Genomic DNA, 20118 nt, shown 5'->3' with positions numbered 1-20118 from the left:
ACTTCACTATTATACCATTCACGAGCACAGCCTCGAGAGTAAAATTAGGTTCTAAATATTTCTTTTTTAAAAGCACATAAATTAGTACCTCAATGGCGTGCGTTCTACTTTACTGAGACGATTGCTTCCATTAAAGTAATGGAAAAAGCCATAGCTAAAATTGCATACAAAAATACACGAAATAATGCACATTCATTATAAAAATAGACAAATGTTCTCTTGTCGAGCGTTTCACCTTAAACTAAAATCTATGTCAGTTTATAAACTTCCTTTTCCGCTGGAAAAGCACGAGATGTAACATCTTCTGCATAGTTTTTGATTGCGGTTTCCATGGCTTGTTCAAGATTGCCATAACGGCGTACAAATTTTGGTACATGGGAACCATAGCCTAACATATCTTCCATCACCAAGATTTGTCCATCGCATTGATTAGATGCACCAATACCGATGGTTGGGATAGAAAGCTTTTTGGTAAGTTTCACCGCTAAAGGCTCGACAATTGCTTCTAAAACAATAGCAAAAGCACCGGCATTTTCAATCGCTGCTGCGTCCTCTTCAATTCTTTGCCAATCACTTTCTTTGCGTCCTTGTGTTTTGAAGCCCCCAAAACGATTCACTGCTTGGGGAGTAAGACCAATATGTCCCATCACTGGAATGCCCCGTTTACACAAAAAATCTATTGTTTCGGCTATATAAACACCACCTTCAAGCTTAACAGCCCCACATCCCGTTTGTGCCAGAATACGTGATGCATTTAAAAAAGCCTGCTCTTTACTTTCCTCATAAGAGCCAAAAGGCATATCGATAACGACAAGAGCTTTTTGAGATCCACGTACGACAGCCTGCCCGTGCAAAATCATCATATCTAAATTAACAGGAAGTGTTGTCTCGAACCCATACACCACCATACCAACGCTATCACCAACCAAAAGGATATCGCAATAGGGATCAGCAATCCGCGCAGTATAAGCTTGATAAGCTGTTAAAGAAACAATCGGCTGTTGCCCCTTTCTTGCGCGTATTTGAGAAGATGTTATACGCTTTACCATTGTATGTGCACTCATTTTCCACCCTTCTCTTGCAATATGTATTGATCAATCAGCCTTACCTCACCAAAACGGACAGTAAGGAGTAAAACTGCTGGTTTATTCAATTTTCCTTTGACCACGCATAAAGTTTCCATATCCCGTAAATCTATTGCTTCAATGATTGCACGCGTTTCTTTTTGTAAAGTATCACGAACAATTTTACATAACTTATCAACAGACCGTTCACCTTCATGGTAAAGCTTTTCAGCAGCTTTTCCACTTTCAGGAATAATTTTAGCCGCTTTACGATCTTCTAATGTTAAAAGTTTATTGCGTGAAGAATGCGCAACACCATCTGCTTCACGTAAAATAGGAACTCCAACAATTTCAACAGGAAAAGCTAAATCTTCAACCATACGCCGAACAATTAAAATTTGTTGAAAATCCTTTTCTCCAAAAAAAGCCTTATCGGGCTGAACAATATTAAAAAGCTTAGCAACAACACTCGTTACACCACAAAAGTGCCCTGGACGTAATTTTCCCATCAAAATACGTGATAATTTTTCCACTTGCACAATTGTATCATTTCCCGTTGGCCACATTTCATCGACAGAAGGAGCAAAAACACATTCAACACCTGATTTTTTTAATAAAGCACAGTCGCTCCTCAAATCTCTTGGATATTGAGCAAAATCTTCATGAGGTCCAAATTGCTTTGGATTGACAAAAATAGAAACCAATACGCGATCACACATGGCTTTTGCACGTTTTACTAACGCAAGATGCCCCTCATGGAGGGCCCCCATCGTTGGAACAAAACCCATCGAAAAACCTAATCGTCGTTCTTCTGAAATATAGTGACGAACTTCAACAATTGTCTTTAAAATTTTCATTTTCCCGTTCTATTTAATTATTATCAGATCAACAAATGAATGCCTGTATACCAAATCGACGCTCAAACAACTGTATCAAATTCATGCGCACTGATGGCAGTTTTATATCTCGTGGCTCCCAGACATGACGCATAAGAAAAAATCCCGTTAAGTTAAAACCATTTATTATATCTCTAAAATCCGCAGGACGAGTTTCTCTTTGCACAAGAAACTGTGGAAGAATAAGAAGTTTTTTTTTCCAAGGTTCCCCTGCTTCTTCACAGACAGCCCGACCAGATTTTGGCGATACATAATAAAGCTTTTCCTGACGACCTGTTGCAGCACAACAAGATAAATCAAGACCAAAACCCAGTTCTTCAAGAAGCCGCATTTCAAAACGTACCAGCAATTCTGCATTGATAAATGATTCATCAAAATTCTGCATAAAAAGATGTAAAATATCATATAAAACGGGGTGCGGATCACGCTCTGGAAGAAGCCGTAAATGAAAAGCAATCAATTGCAAAGCATACAGTGCTTCTGGTAGACAAATTAACCGTGCTGCATGGAGACCAAGCGCTTCAAGGCGAAAAAGTCCTAAATGTTCTTCTAAACGTGCACTCCATTCAGCCTCTACAAAATTTCCTGGCTGAAGAAGAGCTGCCATACGACGCGAACATCCTCCTTTTACCACGCCCATATAACGACCACGTTCACGCGTCATAATCTCAAGAATAACACTTGTTTCACCATATTGGCGTGCCCCAAGAATAACAGCTTGTTCTTTCCACTTCATTTTATTTTAATTATTTTAAAAAATCTAATCCCATTTCGCGATAACGTTCTGGATCGGTATCCCAATTATTGCGCACTTTCACGAAGAGAAAAAGATGAACCTTTTGATCCATAATTTCCATAAGCTCCTTGCGTGCTGCTTGACCAATCGTTTTAATTGTATCGCCTTTTGCTCCTAAAACAATTTTCTTCTGACTCTCACGCTCTACATAAATAACTTGATTAATTTTAACGGAACCATCTAAACGCTCTTCAAAGCTTTCTGTTTCAACCGTTGAGGAATAAGGCAGTTCATCATGAAGACGAAGAAAAAGTTTTTCACGCGTGATTTCAGCAGCAAGATGACGCATAGGCATATCGGAAATTTGATCTTCCGGATAATACCATGGCCCCTCCTGCATCATGTTACTCAATGCATGAAGTAAATCCTTACAACCAGAACCGTTTAAAGCAGAAATCATAAATGTTTGTGCAAACTTTACACGTTCATTGATTTTAGTGGTTAACGCTAGAAGAGATGATTTAACAACTGTATCAACCTTATTTAGAACAAGAACTTTTTCTTGTTTCATAGTGTTTACAATATCTAACATCATCTCAACTTCATCCGAAAGACCACTTTGAGCGTCAATTAACACAAGTAAAACATCAGCACTCTTAGCCCCTCCCCAAGCAGCAGAGACCATGGCACGTTCTAAACGCTTATGGGGACGAAAAACACCTGGTGTATCGATCAATACAATCTGCACATCATTATGAATGACAATACCGCGGATTAAAGTTCGTGTTGTTTGTACCTTATGCGTTACAATTGAAACCTTTGTTCCAACCAATTGATTAACCAATGTCGATTTACCGGCATTAGGCATTCCAATAAGCACAACAAACCCAGAACGCGTTTTCATAACGTCACTCATGATCATTTTTTCCCACAGTTTTCCAGACACCCTCTCGTCGCAAAATTTTTTCAGCTGCCATTCTTTCGGCATATCTTTTAGAGCTCCCCTGCCCAACTTCTGAAGCAAAACCTGAAATACTGACCTCTACCATAAAAACAGGATCGTGATCTGGACCTGAACGTTTGATAACCTGATAATGTGGTTGTGCATTGCCTTGGATATGCGCCCATTCCTGTAACTCTGTCTTGGCATCACGTCGACCAGCATCCATTTTCTTTGCCCGACTTTGCCAATATTTTTGAATAAAAGGACGAACGCTTTCCAATCCTCCATCAAGATACATCACAGCAATCAAAGCTTCCACAACATCTGCATGCATATTGATGAGTCGACGCCCTTCAAAATTTCTTATCTCAAAACCAACTTGGATCATATCAGGCAGCCTCATTTCGCGTGCAATATCAGCACATGTCTGCGCATTGACCAGATGATTTAAACGGACTGATAATTCACCTTCACTTGCCTGAGGAAAAAGTTGATACAGCATCTCTGCAATCAAAAGCCCTAGAACCCGATCACCTAAAAACTCTAGTCGTTCATAATTCCCCTGTTCCGAATCTTGTACACTCGCGTGTGTTAATGCTCTTTTTAATTTCTCTTCATCTTTAAAACGATGCCCCGTCAGCTTGGAAAGCTGATCAATCATGAGACGTCTCATCGTTGTTTCCTTGCTTGATAAGCGGCAAATCATGAACCGTATTTATGAAAGAAAACAAACGTTTCCAACGCACATCAAATGGCCAGCGCCAAAGCTGCCAAGCACTTGAACCATTGCTGATAGAAAAGAAAATTACGCTCGCGCGACCAATAAGATTTTCTTCTGGAACATAGCCTACATCCAAACGACTATCATCTGAATTGTCGCGGTTATCACCCATCATAAAATAATGTCCTTGAGGAACTTCAAAGACTTTTGTATCATCAACTTTTGGGATGAAAGCTAAATCAAGCGTATCGTAGCTAACACCATTAGGCAGTGTTTCACGATAGACCTCAACAGGATAGTTCACTTCCGTTATATCAGAATTATCAATCTCCCCCATAAAGTGACGCGAAACAGCCTCATCATTCACATAGAGGACACTTTGACGAACTTGTATACGATCACCTGGTAGCCCAACAACGCGTTTTATATAATCGATCTTCGGATTACTTGGTAAACGAAAAACGACCACATCTCCCCGTTGAGGTTGAGATGCCCAAATACGTCCAGAAAAAAGCGGAGGAGAAAAGGGGATAGAAAAACGAGAATACCCATATGCATACTTAGAAACAAAGAGATAATCCCCCACTAATAAAGTAGGACGCATTGAACCGGAAGGAATACTAAAAGGCTGGAAAAAAAGTGTCCGAATAAACGCTGCTAAAAGCAAAGCCTGTACTAAAACAGAAATTAATTCAAGAATCCCACCTTTTTTTTCTTTTTTATGCACTTTATCTTTTTGGACCATCACCAACTGCCTTCTCATCACAAATATAACTTTTCCCATCATAATATTCAAATAATAAAAGCACAATCTCTCACGCCATCTATCCACGTGGAAGTGCTTCAATAATAACGAATGCCTGCGCCCAAGGAAAATCATCAGTTATGCTGAGATGAATAACCGCATCATGATGAGGAGGTAATAACTTCTGAAGTTGCACTTGCGCACAATTTGTTAACTGCATGATTGGTTTCCCAGATGGTAGATTAACCACCCCCATGTCTTTCCAATTGATACCACAAGCGATTCCCGTCCCTAAGGCTTTAGCACACGCTTCTTTAGCAGCAAATCTTTTTGCATAAGAAGAAGAACTTTTTTTGAGGTTTTCGGATCTATTCCTTTCAATATCCGTAAAAATACGTTGGATAAAGCGCTCGCCATAACGAACCAACATTCTCTCAATCCGTCGTATATCAACCAAATCATTTCCAAGACCAACAATCATCAGATATACCCCGATCTTTCTTACGATGAACGCTTCTTTAAACGCCTTTTTTTTATAATCTTTTGATATCGCTTTTGTTTAAAACGAACCGTTGCTCTGTAAACACCTATATAAGATAAACCACCAAAAACAACACCTAAAAGAGTTCCACCTAAAATCATAGGACTCATAATTGAATCCCACGCACCTTTAAAAAGCAGAGAAAAATTTGACACTGTCAAACCATTAAATAGAGCACGAATTTGAGAAAGAGAAATCTCATTGACATCACTAAAAAGCGATAAACAAAAATACCCTACTTTATAATCAGCCATAACAATCAATAAAAACGTGAGTGGATTAGAAAAAACCGTCCCAATGATTGCAGCCGCAAAGTTTGCACGCAAAATCCAAGAAAAAAATATTGCCAAGATAATATGCACCCCAAAGACAGGGGAACAGGCTAAAAAAATGCCTATAGCAAACCCTAACGCAACTTCATGCGGTGTTGCTGATATCCGCAAAATACGTTTATAGATATAAGAAAATGAGCGAGAAAATGAACGACGTGGCCATAACCAAAGTCGAATACGCGTTACAAAATCTATTGGTTCTCGACGACGAAAAAGCATATGACTCTCAATACACATCTGATGATGAAATAATCTATATTATCCAAATTAATCTTTTTAAGTTTTTGCATAAAAAAAAATAGAAAAACAATTAAATATTTCGACTGCCTGGCTTAATCGCTGGAAGAACAGAAAGATCTGCCGGAAGTGCATCACTCGCATAAGAGGCTATCTCGTATTCAGCAAGCGCAATTAATGGAACGCCAACATCAACCTTGCCACCAGAACGATCAAGGATACACGCACTTGCCAAAATCTCTGCTCCTGCTGCTGCCAACGCCTCAATAGTCTCACGAATAGAAAGACCCGTTGTTACAATATCTTCGACAATAACAACCCGTACGCCCTTCTGAATTTCAAAACGACGCAATTCAAAGACGCCATTGACACGCTCTACCCAAAGAGAAGGAACACCAAGGTGACGTGAAGTCTCATAGGAAGGGATAAGACCGCCAATTGCGGGACCAACGACATAATCAATTGGTTCTGTGATAGATTCTTTTATTTTTTCAGCTAATCCACGACAGAGCTTTTCCGTCAAGTCAGCATGCATAAACACCTTCGCCTTTTGCATATAAATTGCACTATGGCGCCCCGATGTTAAAATAAAATGCCCTTCTAGAATAGCATCTGCTTGTTTAAAAATATCAATGACATCTTGTGTATTCATTGCAAAATCTTTCTTGTTATCCATGAACCCGCCGTACTGTACTGACTGAATCTGCTTTTTTTAACTGAGAAAAAATACGATTCAAATGTTTTAAATCCCAAACTTCTAAATCAATCATCATTTCTGTAAAATCTGGTGCTGTACGGATAAAAGATAAATTTTGGATATTGGCATCGTTAGCAGAAATTATTTGCGTAATTTCAGCTAAAGAACCAGGATTATTTACAGCCAAAATATTCATCCGTGCAGGAAACCGTTCATTCATTTGGGCATCAATATCCCAGCGGACATCAATCCATCGTTCTGGTTGATCGTCATACGCCATCAAAGCCGAAGACTGTATTGGATAAATAACGATCCCCGCGCCTGGTTGCATAATACCAACAATCCGATCTCCAGGAACAGCTCCTTCTGGTGAAAAACGTACAGGAATATCTCCACTGGTTCCTCGAATAGGTAATGCTTTAGATTGATGATTCTCAATCATTGTATCCTTTTCATTTTCTGGAACTTTAAAAATCATCCCTTGAGCATTTTCAATATTAAACCACCCTTCTTCTCCAGGCTTAAAAGATGACTTTTGTACAACACGCTCTTGATAATCAGGATAAACTGCTTTAATTACATCAGCAGAAAATAGCTCTCCACGCCCAACAGCAGCCAATACATCTTCTACATCTTTACGTGCCAAACGTGGCAAAACTTTCTTCAAAACATCTTTTGAAAATTGTTTTCCCATATATTCAAAAGAACGCTCAAGAATACGATATCCTAAACCCGAATATTGCTTACGTACCGCTGCTCGGCTTGCACGTCGAATAGCTGAACGTGCTTTCCCTGTGACAACAAGAAATTCCCATGCAGCTGGCGGAATTTGAGCATGTGAACGGATAATATCAACTTCGTCACCATTTTTTAATTTAGTCATTAAAGGCATAATACGACCATTGATTTTTACACCCACGCAAGAATCACCGATATCTGTATGAACAGCATACGCAAAATCAATAGGTGTTGCGCCTTTAGGAAAAGCAATTAATCGACCTTTTGGCGTAAAACAAAAAACTTGGTCTTGAAAAAGCTCAAGCTTTGTATGTTCTAAAAACTCTTCCGGATTATCACCATCAGATAAAGATTGTATCGTTTGACGCAACCATGCATAGGCATTCGTTTCGCTTGACAATTTCGAAGTCGAATAATTGGAACCTTGCTCTTTATATATGGAATGGGCAGCAACCCCATATTCAGCAACTTCATTCATGACAGCCGTTCTAATTTGCAATTCAACGCGTTGTCTCGAAGGTCCCACAATGGTTGTATGAATAGAACGATAATCATTTTGCTTTGGTATAGAGATATAATCTTTAAAACGACCAGGAACCATCGGCCATGTCGTATGGATAACACCAAGAGCACGATAACAATCATTCACGGATTCAACAATCACCCGAAATCCAAAAATATCCGATAGCTGTTCAAAAGATAATGCTTTACTTTCCATTTTGCGAAAAACTGAATAGGATTTTTTCTGACGGCTTTTAACATCTGCTTTAATGCCATTTTCCAAAAAAAGTTTTGTCAATTCATTCTCAATTGTGGAAAGCAAATCACGGTTGTGCTTCAATAATTCAGAAAGTCTATTGGTAATCGTACGATAACCTTCTGGATTTAAATAAAAGAAAGAGAGATCCTCTAGTTCCTCGCGCATATCCTGCATACCCATACGGCCCGCAAGTGGCGCATAAATATCCATTGTCTCCTCAGCAATTCGTCGACGTTTATCGTCTCGCATAACACCAAGGGTACGCATATTATGAAGGCGGTCTGCAAGTTTAACTAAAAGGACACGAACATCATCAGAAATGGCAATAAGAAGTTTACGAAGATTTTCTGCCTGTACAGCTTTTTTGGAGACAAGATCAAGCTTATTAAGCTTTGTAAGCCCTTCAACCAACTTCCCAATTTCAGAACCAAAAAGCTGATCAATTTCTGCTCGTGTAGCACTTGTATCTTCAATTGTATCATGCAAAAGAGCAACAGCAATCGTTGCTTCGTCCAACCGCATATCTGTTAAAATAGCAGCAACTTCTAAAGGATGAGAAAAATAAAGATCACCTGACGCACGCTTTTGATGTGCATGCTTTCTCATTGCATAATCATAAGCTCTGTTTAAAAGAGCCTCATCTACGTCAGACTTGTAACGCTGAACACGCCCAACAAGCTCACACTGACGCATCATACGAGCATATCCTTTATCTTTTCACGCCTCTAATCCTTATTGAACACATCTTGTCAATAAAAGACAAGAAAAATAATTGCTCCTTACATAACAAGGCATCTTTACCCCTGTAATATTATCATATTATCCGGCGCAATTAATAATCGTCACTTTTTTCTGGAACAACCAAACCTTCAATTCCTGCTAAAAGCTCTTCTTCTGACATATGATCAAATGAAGTCCCTTCTTCTTGCGATGAAGTATTAAAAACACTTTCAGCTTCACTTGAATGGGTGATAAATTCACTTGCCATTTCCGGCTCATCTACTTCCACATGCTTTTGCAGCGAATGAATAAGATCCTCTTTTAAATCAGCAGGCGACAATGTTTCTTCTGCTATTTCACGCAAAGCAACAACTGGATTTTTATCATTATTCCGATCAACTGTAATCTGCGCCCCTTGTGAAATCTGACGCGCCCGATGACCTGCTAAAAGTACCAATTCAAAGCGGTTATCAACTTTATCAATACAATCTTCTACTGTTACGCGGGCCATTTATGCTTCTTTCTCAAATAAAAAAATTAATAGTGGATAGAGGAGTATATACAATAATCGAAATAAAACACAAGAAAAACAACACAAGCTTTCATATTTTTTGCTTAAAAAACTTATTTGAGAAAATTCTTGGAAACTTTATAAAAAATGTATATCCTATTCATGTTCTTTATCAAAGCTTCTTTTTAAAAATTTTCCAAATAGCAACAGCTTTATGCTCACTTTTTATAATAATATATTTATGAAAGACAGAATTTTTCCTCTAAACATCACTCTGTATTACACTCTTATTCATCGAATAAATGACTGAAAGATTGCCTTTCGTTACATCATAATCAGCTATAAGCTTATATTAAATTTTCTTCCAAAATAGTTTATTGATATTTTAGGTTGTTTATCAAAACATGACCCGCCATATACGCTATAAAAGACTCAAAAGAATAAAAACGATTGATGCCTAACGCCATGAATAGCCCATTAACTTCGCTTTGCCCAGAGCCACCCCGAAATTGCAATTTATGCCCTAGACTCCATCAATTTATCGCTGACTGGCGTGTGAAAGAACCACGTTGGCATAACGCACCAGTACGCCCTTTCTTTCCCTATAAAGGTGCAGACACAACGCGCCTTCTCATTGTTGGCCTTGCTCCTGGATTACGCGGCGCCAATCGAACTGGACGTCCATTCACGGGTGATTATGCGGGGCACTTACTTTATTCTACTTTGAAAAAATTCGGGTTTGCCCAAGGAACCTTTGAAGAAAGAGCAGACGATAACCTTGAACTGATTGATGTTGCAATCGTTAACTCTGTTCGTTGTGTTCCACCAGAAAATAAACCCACCGGTGCAGAAATTAACACGTGCCGCTCTTTCTTTTCACCTCTTTTAACAAACCTTCCCAAACTTAAAGCCGTTATTACCTTAGGAACCATTGCACACCACTCAACCATACGTGCTCTTAATGCAAAAGTTTTAGCTCACCCTTTTGAACATGGTAAAATCAATAACGTTGGAAGATTGCGCATTTTTTCAAGCTATCACTGTTCTCGTTATAATACGAATACTGGTCGCTTGACAGACGCCATGTTTCATCAAATTTTTCAAGCAGCAAAAACATACTTAGATCAATGCTAAAACTATTTTAAAAAGCACTATAAATGAAGGACAGCCCTATCGATCATCCATATCTTTTTAAAAGTCTTGCTTTTTCACGTCCCCAATCTCGTTTTTTTTCCGTTTCACGCTTATCATGAAGTTTTTTCCCACGTGCTAAAGCAATCTCTAACTTAACGCGTCCACGTTCATTAAAATAAAGTTTAAGGGGAACAAGTGTCATTCCTTCACGGGACGTCGCATTAAAAAAGCGTGCCATTTCACGTTTTGAAAGCAATAACTTACGCAAACGTCGCGGCTCATGATTAAAACGATTAGCCTGCGTATATTCAGGAATATAGCTGTTTACTAACCATAATTCTCCATTTTCAAAACTAGCATAGCTTTCAGCAATATTAGCATGATTAGAACGTAAAGATTTCACTTCCGCTCCTTGAAGAACAAGGCCTGCCTCAAGATTATTAAGGATTTCAAAATTAAAACGTGCTTTACGATTGTCAGCAATTATTTTCCGTACGGGCGCGTTCTTTTTTTTATTCATGGCTTTGTCAATATCTTTTTATGCTTTTAAAAGACCAGCATGACGAAGAGCTGCATCAATAATCTTCTTTGTGCTCTCTGTTAATGGAACAATCGGAGAACGCACAGTCTCACCACAAAACCCCAATTTTGCAGCAGCATATTTAATACCTGCCGGACTAGGTTCAATAAACACAGCACGATTGAGAGGCATGAGGCGATCATTTAATTCTCGTGCTGTTTTATAATCACCACGAAAACAAGCGGCTTGAAGCTCTGCGCAAAGTTTTGGAGCAACATTGGAGGAAACTGAAATACACCCGACACCTCCATGTGCATTAAAACCTAATGCTGTACAATCATCACCGGAAAGCTGCACAAAATCTTTGCCACACTTTTCACCTTGTTCACTCACGCGCTCAATTCTGCTTGTTGCATCTTTAACACCAATGATATTATTAAAATTTTGATAAAGATCTCTCATCGTTTCCACAGCCATATCGATAACAGAACGACCCGGAATATTATAAATTATAATCGGAAGAGAAACAGCTTTGGCAATGGAAGAAAAATGTTTATATAAACCAGACTGATTGGGTCTATTATAATAGGGGGTTACAACCAAAATGGCATCTGCACCAGCTTTTTGCGCATACTGCGCAAGCTCTACAGCCTCGCTTGTGCTATTGGATCCTGCTCCAGCAACAACAGGAACACGCTTTGCGACCTGCTCAACACACAATGCTATAATTCGCTTATGTTCTTCATGACTCAAAGTTGCTGATTCACCTGTTGTCCCAACAGGGCTTACACCGTTAATCCCTTGTGTGATCTGCCACTCAACAAAATCACAAAACGCTTTCTCATCAATTGCACCCTTCTGATCAAACGGTGTGATAAGCGCAGTTATAGCTCCCTTGAGCATGATAAACTCCCTATAATGTTCGCTTTTATTTTTTTTAATAATCGCCTTTATAAACTTTAAATAGAGCATAATCTTGCTCTATCATTGAAGCAAGATGAATTTCAAAAAAAGCCTCCATAAGATAAACATGTCCCTCCTTATTAAATTTCGAACGTTGCTTTAAAATAAGCTGTCTGTATTAACGGGTTTTTCATGCTTGTGTTCTATAAACCCTTAAGTTTTTGCAAAAAGCAAGGTCCCAAGGTCTTTTCTCTATGCGTGTGTTTTCCACCTCTCTTTTCGTATCAACCTTTACTGCACTTATACTGGCAATAAGAATCTTATTTTCAAGTGCCTATGCACAAACACCTCTTTTACATGGAAAAACACCTATTCCTTCGACACGTCCTATCCCCTTTACTGTTAAACAAGAAGTTCAAGAATCTCTTCAACAAAGACACACAACATCACACAATACAGCGACACTCAAGCAATTAAAAGCTGGGCTAGATGCTCTTGCAAACAACAACATTGCAAAAACAATAAACCTTCGTAATTCAATGGAAAAACATAGCCTTGATCGTCATATTTTGACATGGGCGCTGGGGCTATCAAACCAAGATAATATACCAAGCTTTGAAATATATAATGCCATCAACATACTACAAGGATGGCCCGGTATAGAAACGATGCAACGCAATGCAGAACGTGCTTTTCTTAACGAAACCAATGTCACACGCACCATCATCCAAAAATTTTCTCATCACCCCCCTCTCACAGCACAAGGCATGGCTCTCTTCGCTAAAGCACTTATTGCAACCGGACAAGTCAGCCATGCTCAACATGTTATTGCACCATGGTGGCATAAAACACCGCTTAATGCAAAAGAAGAAGTGTTTGTTCTTAACAATGCAAGCGCTGCTTTAAAACCTATTGACCATTTAAAACGCATGCAGTTTATGCTGTATGCACATCGTTTTGATTCAGCGGCACGCGTTGCAAAATTAGCCCGTGCTCAATCTCTTTTTGATGCTTTTGTCGCCGTTGAAAAAAATGATCCTAGAGCGACAAAAAAATTACAAGCTATAGAGAGAACATGGAAAAAAGAGCCTCTCTTCCAGTTTACTCGAATGCGCCATCTTCGGCGAACAGAGCAATATGATGCCGCCGCAACACTTATGATGAAAACATCAAAAGATACTCTCCATCTTATGAACCCTCATTCATTGTGGAAAGAGCAACGCGCCCTTTCTCGAGAAATGCTCGATTTAAACAAACCCCAAATAGCTTATCAACTTGTTGCGATGCACACTGGCATGACATCTGCATTAGCTGTTGATGCTGAGTTTCATGCAGGATGGTACGCACTACGGTTTCTTCATAACCCTAAATTGGCAATGCAGCATTTTTCACGCATTCCTCAACTCTCCTCTTCACCTTTTTCTGCATCACGTGGATATTACTGGATGGGGCGAGCAGCAGAAACGCTAGGAGAACACAAAAATGCCCAGCATTACTTTCATCGCGCAACTCATTTTGGTGCAACTTATTATGGCCAATTAGCCGCTGCACGACTCAACCAAAAAAAGCTTAATATTTCTTTTCCTAAACCAACAACCGCTGAACGACAGCATTTTAGTGCACGACAAGCGATCAAAGCAATTCAACGTATTGAAGAAGCCGGCTATGCTGACTTTGCTAAAGTTTTTTATAGAGAACTTGGAAAAAAAATAGAAAGTCCCGGTGAATTAGCTCTTCTGGCTGTTATGGCAGAAAAAAATGGTGACTATTATACCAGCCTCAAAATCGGGAAAATAGCTGCTTTTCAAGGAAAAAATGTCGGAGCACTTTCTCATCCTCTAGGTGCCATACCAGCTTCTACTCATATTTCTGTAGAAGAAAAATCGCTTATCTATGCCATTGCACGCCAAGAAAGCGAATTTAATCCAACAGCCATATCAAAAGCAGGTGCACAAGGGATACTTCAATTGCTTCCTACAACAGCAAAAGCACTCGCAAAAAAATATTCAATCGCATGGTCTCATAAAAAATTTAGCAATGATGCTCGCTATAATGCAACATTAGGGGCCCATTTTCTCAATGAGCAATTAGAACGTTTTAATGGATCCTATATCCTAACTCTTATTGGCTATAATGCTGGCCCCCGTCGGGTCGATGAATGGATCAAACGTTATGGCGATCCTCGAGGACAATCTCTTGATGACGTCATCGATTGGATTGAACGTATCCCTTATACAGAAACGCGCAATTACGTGATGCGTGTCATGGAAAATTATGGTGTCTACAAAGCAAGACTCACTGGGAAAATAGATATAAAAACCGACCTGCTTTCTGGTCGATGGAAATAATATGTCTTAATCTTCCCCCAAGAGCATTGCATTCTTAAAAGCATTTTTATTTCGTCCTAAAGAGTATCCACATACAGCCTTACTTTTGAAGTGCAAATCAGTGATTTTAATCGATTCAGTATCAATAGAGTTGAAATAGAAAAAATCCTGCACTATTCTGGGCTCTCATTCCAAATAAAATAATGAATTACCTCCTATAATAAATCATTATATTGCACAAATAGTGCATTTAGTGCATTTCTTCTCAAGAAATAAATAATAATATCAATAGAGGTTATTTAATGTAAGAAGAGTGAAATGAATAGCATATCCTTTTACTGTTGTTTATTCGTCAACATTCAAATCTTATACAACAGCATATTTTGAGGGAGTTTTTCTGCTTACAATATTTCTATCCCCAATAGGCGTGCATTATTATATATCTCGTTTGAAGCATCTCTAAAGCAAAAAGACAGACTCATTGCGTGAGAAAACCTTAAAGATAAAATATTCTCCTGCCCCTTTCCTTTTCATTCAGCTTTACGACTTTCAAACATATCAATATCTTTTAAGATATGCAGATGAAGCTTTGCCTTTTATTTCTCTCATTTTTATATAGTAATAGTAAGATCATATCCTTCATAATACAAAGCAGGATATCTAGCCAAAATAGATATCTTTCTTATGTCTTTGTTTGTTTTAAAAAGACATTTTTTAAATGTTTCTAAGTTCATTTCACAACGGTGAACCTGAAAAGTGCTTATGAAAATCCTCTCACGAACGGTATAAAAATTATTGCCTTTAATGAGATAAAAGCTATAGCCCTATCATCCCCGAATACCCAATGTTGCGACAGCCCTTTCATTTAGAGCATTCATAAGAAGTATGCTAACTCCTAAAGTTTTTATCCATGTTGTCCCTTGCGACCATATTTAAGCGAATGGTTTTGATTGATTCAACATCAAAAAGATTTGGAGAGAATTATATTTTATTCAAATTGTAAAATGGTGGGCAATCATTCTCAATCAATATATTATCTAAACAGAGCTTCCCATAAAAATCAGCTAAATATCAAAGATACTCTGATTGTTTTATTCACTTTTGATGGTGGTGGTGGTGGAAAAGAACCAACGCGTTGAAGGGCTGCCATAGCCAATCGATCAAGTTCTGGATCTCCAGCAGAAACAACGACACGGCTAGAAAAAATACTCCCCCGCTCATGCACCCTAAATTCTAACTTCACCGTTCCTTTTGCTCGACTGGTACGCTGTCCTACAACATAATTTTTTTGCCGTTCTAATTGCGACTGTACCTTGGCCAACCACTCCATTAACACCATATCTTCAAGCCCTGCTGTACTGCCGCTCTGTCTGGCATTAAGTGAACGGACGGCCTTTACAGATGGCTTCTTTACAACTGTCTTTGGTATTGTTTTTTTCTCAAAAATTTTATCTTCTACTTTTTGAGGAAGGGTTTCTTCCAAAGATTTTACTGTGAAATCATCCTTTTCTACGGTATGCTGAGCCTCTTCCGGTTGAATTTCATCCACGGTTTCCGATATCTCTGGCTCTTGCTCAGCAAGATCTGGCTGCAATAGTTCTGATTTTGTGTTGACAGTTGATAAATCTGTATCATGATCTGGATTTGACGAATCTATATCAGCATCCAAATATACACTCTCTTGGGCAAGAGTTAGCATGACAGTCGATGAAAGCATACCGTTACTGACACCAGTCTTTCGAAAATAAAACTGTGCTCCCAATGCAATATGCAGAGACAGAGCGCCAACAAACGCACTAATCCAAAGAGTTGATAACTGCCTCGTATTTGCAAAGTTCATCGTTTCTTCCGCCGCTATTCTAAGTGTAATATTAGTAATTCATCTCATTAAAACAAGCTATTTTGAAATTGCAACTTTTTTCTTGACTGATTTTATCATGTTTAATATGGTTTCTCTGTGATTTTATGTTGTTAAATCATTCCTGCTTTATTGGCTAATTTTTGATCGGGTTAAGCCAAGTGTTTTTACGGGCATTTTTATATGTAAAATTTCAAGCTTAAGAGAGGGGATGTTAAAGAAAAAGGTTATGATGTGTTATGCGAATAAGACGAAAAAATATCCATAAGAGCTGTGTGATTTTAGGCGCGTTGTCGGTCTGTATACCTTCATTTGTTTTTGCACAAAACAGCGATAAGAATGTTGTGACTGAGCTCAAACCAATCCTTATTAAAGGAAAAAAAATAGAAGATGCTTCAAATTCAATAACCATTCTAACTGATCGTAAAACCAATAAGAATATTGATGAGAAACAAGTAACAGATGTTTATGATGTGAGTCGTCTTAATCCTTCTGTTTCCTATAATTCAGGAAATAACAGTTTCGTTATTCGTGGTTTAGATGCAAACCGTGTTCTTACGACAATGGATGGTATTTCTCTTCCATGGTTTGATGATATATTCCGTGGTGGAGGTGGAAACACAACTTTTGACTTTAATGCTCTTTCTACGTTTGATACTATTCAAGGATCAGATTCTAGTCTTTATGGTTCTGGGGCGCTTGGGGGGGTAATTGCGTTGCGTACCCTTAATCCTGAAGATCTTATCGTGGAAGGAAAGAACTGGGGAAGCCTTATAAAGGGCGGTTATCATTCTGTTGATAATAGCTGGCGCGTTAATCAAGCTTTTGCTGTGCGTAATTACCGAACATTTTTGCTTTTCCAAGGGTCTTATGTAGAAGGTCATGAGCGCAAAAATATGGGAACAGTGGGAGGATATCAAGAACGCACGCGTAAAAACCCTTCTCACTTTGATAAAAATAACTTGCTTTTTAAAATTCATCAATATTTGAGTGATAACCATCGGCTTGGTTTTACTGCAGAACGTTTTGGTCATAATAGTAACACACATTCATTAAATGAATCTAAAAGATATGCTCTAGGTTCCGTTTATGATCGGGATAATAAAATTCGTGAGCGCTTTTCTCTTTCTTATGATTATAATGGTAATGGTGATGCCGTTCTTGATGCGTTTAGAGGGCTGCTTTATTGGCAAAGGCAATCAAGTCGTCACGTTTTGACTGGCTTTCGTGTTTCAGCCCCTAAAGGGGATTACTTGAGAGATAATTTTTTGCGTAATATCAATTATGGTTTCAATGCGGATGCACTTAAAAAAGTGGATTTTGGCACTGTAAGCCATACGTTAAAGTTTGCAACGAATGTTTCGTCATCTAAATTTCATCACTATTTGTTAGGCAAAGACAATTGCCATGTGAAAGAATATGCGAGAGGATGTCTTTTCGTTCCTGCTAATCGATCAGATTCACCAGACACAAATGGTTACAATTTAGGTTTTGTTTTTGAAGATGAAGTTGGGTTCGTTGATAATCGTTTTCGTGTAACGCCGGGGGTTCGGTATGATTGGTACAAATATATTCCTCAGAAAACGCCTTCTTATGAGAAAGCATTGATTTCTGATAAATTCCCTTCAGAAAGAAGTGGATCACGCTTTTCTCCTAAATTACGTATGGAGTGGGATGTTCATAATCAAGTAACGCTTTATGCTCAGTGGGCACAAGCTTTTCGTGCACCACGTATTCCAGAGCTTTACGTCTCTTATATCAAACCTTCTGCTTATTACGTGAAAGGAAATTCTGATCTTCAACCAGAAACAAGCAATGGGTATGATGTTGGTCTACGGTATGGAAATGCAAATTTCGGTGGCTCCTTCAATGCCTTTATCAACCAATATAAGAATTTCATAGATACTGAGGATAAAGGTCCGTCAGAGGAATTCAAATTTGCGCGTCGGCATTACATGAATCGTTTCCACGTGCAAATTTTTGGTGTTGAAACAAAAGCGCATTTAGTTCTTAAAAATGGTTTTCATAGCAATGTTGCCCTTGCTTATTCACAAGGAAAAGATCTTGATAAAAAGGAATATCTTAACTCAATTCCTCCTTTGAAAGCGGTTATCGGTTTAGGATATGCAAAAGAAGTTTGGGGAAGCGATATTATCCTTACTTTGGCAGCCAAACGTGATAAAGTAGCTGAAGCATCTGATTACCAAAAAATTCCAGGATACCATGTTGTCGATATGACAGGATGGTGGAAACCATTCGGTGAAACGGGGCCTGTTCTCAGAGCTGGTGTTTATAATCTTTTCAATACAAAATATTGGAATGCATCAGAACTTCCTTCAGGTAAAAGTTCAACACCAAAAGATTATTATAGCCAGCCTGGTCGTAACTTTAAGGTGTCGTTTGTACAAAAGTTTTAGTCACTTCTGTTAACGATTAGGTCAATAAAATCGTATCGATAAAAGGATCAATTATTGTGTTTCTATTTTCAACATCTTTAAAATTACAAAGGTTTGATAAAAAAGTTTTAATTCTTTCTGTTTTATCGTTTTTTGATTGTTCAGCTGTTGGCAATAGAGCGTTATTTTGTGGTAGATCGAACTCTTAAAAGAGTTTGATCTGTTGCCTTGGAATTGTGAATTTTGAGAGTTAGTTTTTGAGTTAAGTAACATAAGGTAAAGTCATGGCACATACAGCTGAAATGATTCTTCGTTTGCGTGAAGAAAAAAAAGAAATGCGAAACCGCGATTTTGCGGTTTCGATTGGTATATCTGAAGCGGAACTTATTGCGGCCTATTGTACCGTTGGAAAAGCAAAAAGACTACAAGCTGATGTTTCTACTCTCTTGGAGAGTGCTCCTCGACTTGGGACTGTCATGGTCTTAACGCGAAACGAACATGCTGTTCACGAAATAACAGGACGTTTTGAAAAAATTGTTCAAAACGAACATATTCCTATCACGCTTGGTGAAATTGATTTGCGTATTTTTACAAAACAATGGAAGTTCGGTTTTGAATATGATGTCATTGTTCATGGAAAACCTACAAAAAGTCTACAATTCTTTGATCAACATGGCGTTGCTATTTTTAAAATCTATTCTAAAGATATGACAAATATGGAAGAGTGGAATGAGCTTGTTGAGAAGCTTCTTCTTGAAGACCAATCCTCTGCTCTTGACATTCTTCCCGTTTCTCTTCCAGTCCAGTGTGATATAACAGAATTGGATATTGAAAGCTTTCGGGATCGTTGGCGGACAATGACAGATGTACACCAGCTTCACAACATTATTTCCGAATTTAAGCTTAATCGGCATCATGCTGTAAAACATGTTGGCAATGAATTTGCCGATGAATTACAGATAGATGCTGTTGAAATGATGCTTAACCAAGTCGCGCAACAAGAACTGCCAATTATGTGCTTTGTTGGTAATAAGGGATGTATTCAAATCTTTAGTGGGGCTGTAAAAAATATTAAGCAAATTGGGCCTTGGCTTAATGTTCTGGATCCAGGGTTTGACCTCCATTTACTCATGTCTGGGATTGCTCGTGTTTGGCATGTTCGCAAACCTACTCGTGATGGTTATGTCAGTTCACTTGAAGTTTTCGATAAAAATGATGAGATGATCGTTCAATTCTTTGGCTTGCGCAAAGAAGGCCAAAAAGAGCGTGAGGATTGGCGTTCTTTATTGAAGTCTCTTCCTCCCTATCAAGAATCAGTCGTCGCTTAGAAAGATAAAAT

The 20118-nt window shown here is 38.5% G+C and carries 18 protein-coding genes; 4 read left to right on the top strand and 14 right to left on the bottom strand.

The genetic code is table 11. The annotated features are described in order from the left end of the window. Positions 1-248: 248 nt before the first annotated feature. The 11 genes from panB to rpoZ all read right to left on the bottom strand — a co-directional run bounded on the left by panB (position 249) and on the right by rpoZ (position 9641). Positions 249-1064 (bottom strand): 3-methyl-2-oxobutanoate hydroxymethyltransferase, encoded by an 816-nt coding sequence (gene panB / locus CER18_RS01460; protein ID WP_100128340.1) that lies wholly within the window; start codon positions 1062-1064, stop codon positions 249-251. After that, on the bottom strand, positions 1061-1921 hold the full coding sequence (gene panC, locus CER18_RS01455) for a pantoate--beta-alanine ligase (RefSeq protein WP_100128339.1): 861 nt from the start codon (positions 1919-1921) through the stop codon (positions 1061-1063). Before panC ends, panB begins: the two co-directional genes overlap by 4 nt. Positions 1922-1949: 28 nt before the next feature. Continuing rightward, complete coding sequence (gene recO, locus CER18_RS01450) at positions 1950-2696, bottom strand: DNA repair protein RecO (RefSeq protein ID WP_100128338.1); 747 nt, start codon at positions 2694-2696, stop codon at positions 1950-1952. 10 nt (positions 2697-2706) lie between these two features. Then, on the bottom strand, positions 2707-3612 hold the full coding sequence (era, locus tag CER18_RS01445) for a GTPase Era (RefSeq protein WP_100128337.1): 906 nt from the start codon (positions 3610-3612) through the stop codon (positions 2707-2709). Beyond that, positions 3605-4312 carry a ribonuclease III gene (rnc, locus tag CER18_RS01440; RefSeq protein WP_100128336.1) on the bottom strand — a complete coding sequence of 236 codons (708 nt, stop codon included), beginning with the start codon at positions 4310-4312 and terminating at the stop codon, positions 3605-3607. The genes era and rnc overlap by 8 nt, the downstream gene beginning before the upstream one ends. Next, positions 4293-5105, bottom strand: a complete 813-nt coding sequence (gene lepB, locus CER18_RS01435; RefSeq protein WP_100128335.1) for a signal peptidase I — start codon at positions 5103-5105, stop codon at positions 4293-4295. Before lepB ends, rnc begins: the two co-directional genes overlap by 20 nt. A gap of 79 nt (positions 5106-5184) precedes the next feature. Beyond that, positions 5185-5586, bottom strand: coding sequence for a holo-ACP synthase (gene acpS, locus CER18_RS01430; protein WP_100128334.1), 402 nt, complete (start codon positions 5584-5586; stop codon positions 5185-5187). Between the two features lie 20 nt (positions 5587-5606). Further along, a complete protein-coding gene (locus CER18_RS01425) occupies positions 5607-6197 on the bottom strand; it encodes a DUF2062 domain-containing protein (protein WP_100128378.1) in 591 nt (196 codons plus the stop codon). Between the two features lie 91 nt (positions 6198-6288). Then, positions 6289-6867 (bottom strand): orotate phosphoribosyltransferase, encoded by a 579-nt coding sequence (gene pyrE / locus CER18_RS01420; protein ID WP_100128377.1) that lies wholly within the window; start codon positions 6865-6867, stop codon positions 6289-6291. Positions 6868-6883: 16 nt separating this feature from the next. Beyond that, positions 6884-9106 carry a RelA/SpoT family protein gene (locus CER18_RS01415; RefSeq protein ID WP_100128333.1) on the bottom strand — a complete coding sequence of 741 codons (2223 nt, stop codon included), beginning with the start codon at positions 9104-9106 and terminating at the stop codon, positions 6884-6886. 136 nt (positions 9107-9242) lie between these two features. Beyond that, entirely contained in the window at positions 9243-9641 is a 399-nt protein-coding gene (gene rpoZ, locus CER18_RS01410) for a DNA-directed RNA polymerase subunit omega (protein ID WP_100128332.1), read from the bottom strand. A gap of 465 nt (positions 9642-10106) precedes the next feature. Here rpoZ and CER18_RS01400 point away from each other — a divergent pair, with 465 nt between their 5' ends. Then, on the top strand, positions 10107-10775 hold the full coding sequence (locus tag CER18_RS01400) for a uracil-DNA glycosylase (protein WP_100128376.1): 669 nt from the start codon (positions 10107-10109) through the stop codon (positions 10773-10775). A 43-nt stretch (positions 10776-10818) separates the two neighbouring features. Here CER18_RS01400 and smpB read toward each other — a convergent pair whose 3' ends face one another. Continuing rightward, positions 10819-11295, bottom strand: coding sequence for an SsrA-binding protein SmpB (smpB, locus tag CER18_RS01395; RefSeq protein ID WP_012231306.1), 477 nt, complete (start codon positions 11293-11295; stop codon positions 10819-10821). Between the two features lie 18 nt (positions 11296-11313). Next, entirely contained in the window at positions 11314-12198 is an 885-nt protein-coding gene (dapA, locus tag CER18_RS01390) for a 4-hydroxy-tetrahydrodipicolinate synthase (protein ID WP_100128330.1), read from the bottom strand. A gap of 254 nt (positions 12199-12452) precedes the next feature. On the opposite strand from dapA, the gene CER18_RS01385 reads away from it, so the two are divergent. After that, positions 12453-14546, top strand: coding sequence for a lytic transglycosylase domain-containing protein (locus CER18_RS01385; RefSeq protein ID WP_100128329.1), 2094 nt, complete (start codon positions 12453-12455; stop codon positions 14544-14546). 1039 nt (positions 14547-15585) lie between these two features. On the opposite strand, the gene CER18_RS01380 is transcribed toward CER18_RS01385, so the two are convergent. Beyond that, positions 15586-16365, bottom strand: a complete 780-nt coding sequence (locus CER18_RS01380) for an energy transducer TonB family protein (RefSeq protein WP_100128328.1) — start codon at positions 16363-16365, stop codon at positions 15586-15588. A 257-nt stretch (positions 16366-16622) separates the two neighbouring features. Here CER18_RS01380 and CER18_RS01375 point away from each other — a divergent pair, with 257 nt between their 5' ends. Both CER18_RS01375 and CER18_RS01370 read left to right on the top strand, forming a co-directional pair. Then, positions 16623-18800 carry a TonB-dependent hemoglobin/transferrin/lactoferrin family receptor gene (locus CER18_RS01375; protein ID WP_100128327.1) on the top strand — a complete coding sequence of 726 codons (2178 nt, stop codon included), beginning with the start codon at positions 16623-16625 and terminating at the stop codon, positions 18798-18800. A gap of 263 nt (positions 18801-19063) precedes the next feature. Then, positions 19064-20107, top strand: coding sequence for a hemin-degrading factor (locus CER18_RS01370; protein ID WP_100128326.1), 1044 nt, complete (start codon positions 19064-19066; stop codon positions 20105-20107). The last annotated feature ends 11 nt before the right edge of the window (positions 20108-20118 follow it).

Origin of the sequence: Bartonella tribocorum (assembly GCF_002777915.1) — a bacterium.
GTDB lineage: Bacteria > Pseudomonadota > Alphaproteobacteria > Rhizobiales > Rhizobiaceae > Bartonella > Bartonella tribocorum_A.
The sequence above is the reverse complement of the archived record's forward strand: the minus strand, read 5'-3'. Positions and strand labels throughout refer to the sequence as shown.